Annotated in this window: 5 protein-coding genes; 4 read left to right on the top strand and 1 reads right to left on the bottom strand. The window is 44.7% G+C overall.

All coding sequences use genetic code 11. The features are described from left to right. Nucleotides 1-168: 168 nt before the first annotated feature. Complete coding sequence (locus B7Y67_RS10940; RefSeq protein WP_293598671.1) at nt 169-708, top strand: HPP family protein; 540 nt, start codon at nt 169-171, stop codon at nt 706-708. A 24-nt stretch (nt 709-732) separates the two neighbouring features. Here B7Y67_RS10940 and B7Y67_RS10945 read toward each other — a convergent pair whose 3' ends face one another. Beyond that, on the bottom strand, nt 733-879 hold the full coding sequence (locus tag B7Y67_RS10945; protein ID WP_293598672.1) for a hypothetical protein: 147 nt from the start codon (nt 877-879) through the stop codon (nt 733-735). A 188-nt stretch (nt 880-1,067) separates the two neighbouring features. Between B7Y67_RS10945 and B7Y67_RS10950 the strand changes: the two genes are divergently transcribed. Genes B7Y67_RS10950 through gmd form a run of 3 tightly spaced genes read left to right on the top strand, consistent with a single transcriptional unit; the run spans nt 1,068 to nt 4,797 of the window. Continuing rightward, on the top strand, nt 1,068-2,624 hold the full coding sequence (locus B7Y67_RS10950) for a mannose-1-phosphate guanylyltransferase/mannose-6-phosphate isomerase (RefSeq protein ID WP_293598673.1): 1,557 nt from the start codon (nt 1,068-1,070) through the stop codon (nt 2,622-2,624). 11 nt (nt 2,625-2,635) lie between these two features. After that, nucleotides 2,636-3,613, top strand: coding sequence for a GDP-mannose 4,6-dehydratase (locus tag B7Y67_RS10955; RefSeq protein WP_293598674.1), 978 nt, complete (start codon nt 2,636-2,638; stop codon nt 3,611-3,613). Nucleotides 3,614-3,666: 53 nt separating this feature from the next. Continuing rightward, entirely contained in the window at nt 3,667-4,797 is a 1,131-nt protein-coding gene (gene gmd, locus B7Y67_RS10960) for a GDP-mannose 4,6-dehydratase (protein ID WP_293598675.1), read from the top strand. Nucleotides 4,798-4,815 lie beyond the last annotated feature (18 nt).

Raw genomic sequence — 4,815 nt, forward strand, 5'->3', positions numbered from 1 at the left:
AGCAAGTTGCGGGTAAAGGCTGGTGCTCTGCTTACGCTAAGAAGGCTTAATGCTGCACTTGCGTTAATGTGATTGAAAGGCTGCTTCGGCAGCTTTTTTATTGGGTAAATGGATTTAATTCATTTGATTGCAGGTTTATGATTGTCTGGACATACCCATAGAAAAAACATGAGACATCAGTTCAGGAATTCAATTAAGCGCTACTTCTTTTATCTGGGCGGGGATCAGCCCCAAGTGCCCTGGATTGAAAGAATTCGATCTGTTGCAGGGGCTTTTATTGGCCTGATGTTAGTGCTTACTACTGCTAAGTTCCTTGGTGAGCTTAGTGGTCTTGATGAATGGCTTATGGCCTCTTTGGGTGCAAGTGCGTTATTAGTTTTTGCTTTGCCGGGAAGTCCTATGGCCCAGCCCTGGGCTGTAATTGCAGGCAATACTGTTTCTGCCTTAATTGGTATCGCAACCATTCACCTAGTTGGTGAACCCTTATTGGCGATGCCTTTGGCTGCCAGCTTATCTATTTTGGGAATGTTTATCTTGCGCTGCCTGCATCCGCCGGCAGCCGCAGTGGCCTTAATTGTGGTCCTGGGTCACGTGATGCACTTCCGGTATGCATTCTTTCCGGTCATGGTCGATTCATTACTGTTGGTCTTGGCTGGGGCGGTTTACAGTAACCTAACCGGTAAACGCTACCCCAATAGACCAAATTAACCCTTTAAAAGCAATGGTTTGTGATTAATTTCGCTTCGTCGCTGCAATCGAAGCGATGCAGTCTTTAATGCCGTAGTTGTGATATTTGCCTGCATTTTCCTTTTTCAAGGATTGGGCGCACTCGATAACGGAATTACGGACGTTGATTTTGGGGATGTTGCTTGTAGACATGTCTGACTCCTGTGGTTTTAATTAATTTTGGGTCTAAAAATGCGATTTTTTAACAATTCTGATCGCTAGTGAGATTCTAATAAATTCATAAAAAATGTGTAAACCCCAATAAGCTGAGTTTGCGCCCATAAAGCCTATAAAATCTTCTTTTATTTACAAAAAGCATAAAGGCTTAGCCCACACAGCTCATGACCAAAGCAAGTTCTGATATTCCAGCTATACCGGTCATTCCCGTCATTCTCTGTGGTGGCTCTGGTACTCGTCTTTGGCCTTTATCTCGCTCGGGCTTTCCAAAGCAGTTTTTGGTGCTTTCAGGTGATGATTCAGCAAAAAGCCTCTTTCAACAGGCGGTGGAGCGATTAAATACCGTTGCCACTGGAAACACCGGAAACACTGGAAATGCGCAGTCTTCTATTACCATTGGTAAAACACTGATTGTGACCAACGAAGAGCATCGCTTTTTAGTTACAGACCAATTACGGGAGTTGCCCCAAGTCAAGGCAACACTATTACTTGAACCCATCGGCCGCAATACTGCTCCAGCACTAACCTTAGCTGCGCTATATGCCAGCGAGCAGGGATCTGAAAGTAATACAACATCATCCGATCCCATTTTGGTGATTACGCCGGCAGATCAAACTATTCAGAATGGCGCAGCGTTTACTAAGGCATTGCAAGATTGCGTCAATGTGGTTGCATCTGACAAGAGTAAAAAAACGATTGCCATCTTAGGTATTACGCCAACCGCGCCAGAGACGGGTTATGGCTACATTCAGAAGGGTTGGACTCAAGGCATCCATGGTGAATTTACTGTTGAGCAATTTGCAGAGAAGCCGGATGCCAAAACTGTCCAATCCTATTTAGACAACGGCCATTATTTCTGGAATAGCGGCATGTTTGTTTTGCGTGCGAGCACTTGGCTCGCCGCTTTAAAAGAATTTCGCTCTGATATTTTTGGTGCCACTGAGACGGCTTGGGTTGCTAGAGCGATTGATCAATCTGGCGATGCTGAATTTATTCGCCCCGACAAGGAAGTATTTCAATCTATTCCGAGTGAGTCGATTGACTATGCTGTGATTGAAAAATGCCCTGGTAGTCAATATCAGATCAAGATGGTTGAGCTCAATGCAGGTTGGAATGATTTAGGTGCCTGGGATGCAGTCTGGCAAGTGGGTAAAAAAGATGAGTGCGGTAATGTCACTAGTGGCGATACTTTGCTGAGCAATACTAATAACTCATTGGTGCATGCCAGTAGTCGTTTAGTCGGTACTGTGGGCATTGATAACCTAGTCATTATTGAAACGGCTGATGCGGTGCTGGTTGCCGATCGCTCCAATAGCCAAGATGTTAAAAGTATCGTCAATCAATTAGAGCAACAACAGCGTGAAGAGAAAAACCTGCACCGTAAGGTTGCGAGACCTTGGGGTTGGTATGACAGCGTGGATGAGGGTGAGCGCTTTAAAGTCAAGCGTATTCAGGTAAAACCTGGAGCGAGCTTATCCTTGCAAATGCACCATCATCGCGCTGAGCATTGGATTGTGGTTAAAGGTACCGCAGAAATTACGAATGGCGACAAGGTCATCATGTTGACTGAGAACCAAAGTACTTATATCCCCCAAGGCCAAACTCATCGCTTGGCTAATCCTGGCAAAACTGCACTAGAGATTATTGAGGTGCAATCGGGTGGTTATCTTGGTGAGGACGATATTGTGCGATTTGAAGATACTTATGGACGCTCACAATAATGAGCAATGAAATGAATTCAGCAGAGCTCAATAGTTTAAAAAAGCGAACCGCCTTAATTTGTGGGGTGAGTGGCCAAGATGGTAGCTATTTGGCACAATTGCTTTTGCAAAAAGGCTATGCAGTTTTTGGTACTTCACGAGATGTACAAGGCTCCTCTTTTGCCAACCTTAAGAAGTTGGGTATTGAAGGTCAAGTCAGTTATATCTCCATGGTCCCAGAGGACTTTAGAAGTGTGTTGGTTGCGCTACGCAAAAGTAATCCCGATGAGATTTATTACTTAGCAGGCCAATCCTCGGTAGGCTTATCTTTTGAACAGCCTGCTGAAACCATTCAAAGTATTACCTTGGGTACCCTCAATATCTTAGAGGGTTGTCGCATGGTGGAGCAACCCATCAAAATCTACCATGCTGGATCTGGTGAATGTTTTGGTGACACCCACGGCGAGTCAGCCAATGAAAATACTCCGTTCTACCCAATGAGTCCTTATGCGGTTGCAAAGAGTTCCGCCTATTGGTTAGTCAATAACTACCGTGATGCCTATGGCTTATTTGCCTGCACTGGTATTTTGTTTAACCATGAGTCTCCACTGCGCCCTGAGCGCTTTGTGACGCAAAAAATCATTCGAGCCGTAAAGCGTATTGCTCAGGGCAGCAAAGAGCAGTTAAAGCTGGGGCGTTTGGATATTGCCAGGGACTGGGGTTGGGCCCCTGAATATGTAGAGGCCATGTGGTTGATGTTGCAACAAGATAAACCAGCAGACTTTGTGATTGCCACAGGAACCACGATTACCTTAGAAGAGTTTGTGAAGACTGCGTTTGAGCAAGCAAAGCTCAATTGGAAAGACTTTGTGGTTCAAGATCCGACTCTTTTTCGCCCGACAGATTTAGAAATTGGACGGGCGGATCCGAGCAAGGCAAATAAAGGGCTAAATTGGGAGGCCTCAATCAAGGGTGCTGAAGTCGTCAAAAGAATGTATCAATCTTTATAATCAATTTTTAATATAGTTATTAGTTATTTAAAAAAACAGTAGTCAAAATAAATATGAAAAATAATCAAAAAGTCGCATTAATTACCGGTATTACTGGCCAAGATGGCTCTTATCTGGCTGAGTTCCTATTAGAAAAAGGCTACATCGTTCATGGGATTAAGCGCCGTGCGTCTTCATTTAATACCGAGCGGATTGATCATCTATATCAAGATCCTCATGTGAACCATCCTGACCTGATTCTGCATTACGGCGATCTGACTGACACCAGTAATTTGGTGAGGATTATTCAAGAGTGTCAGCCTGATGAAATTTATAACTTGGGCGCGCAGTCGCACGTGGCCGTTTCTTTTGAATCCCCAGAGTACACGGCAGATGTCGATGCAATGGGCCCACTGCGGATGCTTGAAGCGATTCGTATTTTAGGTCTGGAGAAGAAAACCCGTTTCTACCAAGCATCCACTTCTGAGCTCTATGGCTTAGTGCAAGAGATTCCACAAAAAGAGACAACCCCTTTTTATCCTAGAAGCCCCTATGCAGTAGCTAAGATGTACGCTTACTGGATTACCGTGAACTACCGTGAAGCGTACGGCATGTATGCCTGTAACGGAATTCTCTTTAACCATGAATCCAAGCGTCGTGGCGAAACCTTTGTTACTCGCAAAGTGACTCGCGGCCTAGCCAATATTGCCCAAGGCCTTGAGAAGTGTCTGTTCATGGGTAATATTGATGCCCTGCGTGACTGGGGTCATGCGAAAGACTATGTGCGTATGCAGTGGTTAATGCTCCAACAAGACAAGCCAGAGGATTTTGTGATTGCTACTGGTGTGCAGTTCACGGTCAGGGAATTTATCACTCGTAGCGCCAAGCAATTAGGTATTGCTCTCAAGTTTGAAGGCGCTGCCGAAAACGAGAAGGCCATCGTTGCTAGCATTGAAGGTGATAAAGCACCAGCCTTAAAGGTAGGTGATGTGATTATGCAAATTGATCCACGCTATTACCGTCCTACTGAAGTCGAAACCCTTTTGGGTGATCCAACGAAGGCCAAAGAAAAGCTGGGTTGGGTTCCAGAAATCACACTCGATCAAATGATCGTTGAGATGGTGGCTAATGACTTGGATCAAGCAAAGCAACATGCCTTATTAAGTAAGCATGGTTACTCAGTGGCAGTTGGTAAAGAGAATTAATTGCGAATAATTAAGAAG

The sequence above is a fragment of the Polynucleobacter sp. 35-46-11 genome, assembly GCF_002281105.1.